The organism is Rhizobacter sp. P1_G5 (assembly GCF_056405435.1).
On sequence record NZ_JBFUCB010000811.1, the window covers coordinates 1 to 2,250 of the forward strand.

Below are 2,250 nucleotides of genomic sequence, written 5' to 3' on the forward strand. Positions count from 1 at the left end.
GATCCGTCCGCCGCCGGCCCAGCCGGTCTCGCCGTAGACGAACACCGTGCCGGGCAGCGCGGCCGCGAGCTGCGCATACGCGTCGACCACGATGTCGCGCACCGTCGAATGCACATGCGTGYGGCCGGCCGTCACGCCGAGCCGGCTGTAGGCGGAGAAGTTGGCGCCGCCTATCGGCAGCGCGACACCGTCTTCGAGGCGGCCCTTGGCCACCGTGCCGAAGCAGCGGCTCGCGGCCGACGCGGGCAGCGTGGCTGTCACCGCGATGGCACCTGCCGCCGCAAGCATGGCTCGTCGAGGGAGCCCGCTCATGCCGAGGCCGCCTCGCTCTCGCCGCGCTGCCACAGCTCATGGCGATGGATGCCCCCCTGCGCATCGACCGCCAGGTAGCCGACGTTCTGCGACTGCAGGAACGCCAGCGCATCCGCCTGCAGCAGCATCGCGATCGTCGTCAGCGCGCCGGCCGCCAGGCAGGCCGGCGCCACCACGCTGACCGACTGCCAGTGCGACACCGGCATGCCGCTGCGCGGATCGAGGATGTGGCAGTAGCGCACGCCCTCGTGCTCGAAGAAGCGTTCGTAGTCGCCGCTGGTCGCGAGCGCGCCGTCGCCGAGGTCGATGCGGGCGATCAGCGCGCGCTCGTGCCGCGGGTGCTGCACGCCGAGCACCCAGGGCCGGCCATCGGGCCGCGGGCCGATCAGGCGGATGTCGCCGCCCAGGTTGACCATGCCGTGGCGCACGCCGCGCGACTGCAGCAGCGTCGCGGCGCGATCGGCCGCGTACTCCTTGCCGAAGCCGCCGAAATCGAGCTCCATGCCGGCCATCGGCAGCTCGATGCGGCCGGCCTGCCCTGCACCGCGCCGCTGCCAGCGCAGCCTGTTCCAGCCGACACGCGGCAGCAGCTGCTCGAGTTGCCCGTCGGCGGGCTTGCGCTGCGCCTTGAAATCCCAGGCCTGGCGCAGCATGCCCGAGGTGATGTCGAACAGCCCGCCGCTGCTCGCATGCAGCTGCGCGGCGAAGTCGAGCAGGTCGGCCGTCTCCGTGTCGACCTCGACCGGCCGGCCGCTGCCCGCCGCCGCGTTGATGCGCGACACCACGCTCGCCTCGCGATAGCGCGAGAACTTCGATTCGATGCGTCGCACCTCGGCGATCGCCTCGCGCGCGAGCGGCTCGGCCTTCTTGCGGCCGAGGCCGGCGATGCGGATCTCGCATTCGCAGGCCATCGCGCTGAAGCCGAAGCCGAGGTCGTCGGGCTGCGCCTCGGCGCGCGCCGACATCGGGTGGGACACGGTCGTCACGCTAGAACTTGCGGCTGATGCCGACCTGCAGCATGCGCGCCTTGAACGGCTCCAGCCCCTGCGAGCCCTCGCCGCCGGCGCGCCACTCGCCGCGCTGCTGGTAGGCCTCGCCCTTCAGGTCGAAGGTCCACAGCGCGTCGACTGCCCATTGCAGCTTCAGCCCCAGCGTGAACGCGCCGAAGGCCGACAGGCGCTGGTCCGGCGAGTTGTACGCGGTGGCATCCCAGCCGACCGGGAACGGCGCGCCGAGCGTCGTGTCGTACACCGGATCGGTGTAGAACGACGCGGCGCTCTGCGTGTAGTAGCGCAGCAGCGGCGCCAGGCTGACGCCGCCGCCGACCGGCTTGAACCATTCGAGCTGCAGCGTGCTCGCCTTCACCTGCCAGCTGTCGTTGTAGGCGCGGTAGCTGGTGCGCAACGTGGAGCCGTCGCCGGCGAAGTGGTGGTTCCAGCGCAGCAGCAGCGCGGTCTGGCGGCGCTCGCTGGGGCGCGCATCGAGCGCCTTGTACGGATCGTTCAGGTAGCCGGTGCTGCGGCTGTGCGTCAGGTTGGCCTGCACCAGGTCGTCGCCGGTGACGGCCTGCGTGACGCCGACGATGAAGTCGTTGGTGCGCTTGCGCTCGTCGCGGATGTTGCCGGTCTCGCCGCCCGCGGTCGGGTCGATCTTGTCGCCGGCATGGCCGAAGCCGGCATTCCAGGTGGTGTTGTTGTCGTCGCTCGACAGCGTGCCGGCCACCGAGAACGCGCGCGACAGGTAGTCGTGCTCGGTCGAGTAGGCGCCGCCCAGCGACAGCGACGCGCGCTGGAAATAGCGCGTCACCTTCAGGTCGCCGGCCTTGCGCTCGTCGTCCATCGTCGACGCGCCGGACACGCTGCTGTGGTAGCGCGGCGTCGCGCCCGACACGTGGTCGACGGTGGCCGTCGCCTCGAGGCCCCAGTCGCGGCCGAGCGG

2 protein-coding genes and 1 pseudogene are annotated in these 2,250 nt (G+C 71.7%); all 3 read right to left on the bottom strand.

Annotated elements, in window-relative coordinates:
* Positions 1-261: pseudogene (locus AC1D12_RS31380) on the bottom strand (penicillin-insensitive murein endopeptidase); the annotation flags it as partial.
* Between the two features lie 47 nt (positions 262-308).
* Entirely contained in the window at positions 309-1,298 is a 990-nt protein-coding gene (locus AC1D12_RS31385) for an FAD:protein FMN transferase (protein ID WP_477845098.1), read from the bottom strand.
* 1 nt (position 1,299) lies between these two features.
* The coding region (locus tag AC1D12_RS31390; RefSeq protein WP_477845099.1) for a DUF3570 domain-containing protein at positions 1,300-2,250 on the bottom strand (951 nt) is incomplete at its 5' end.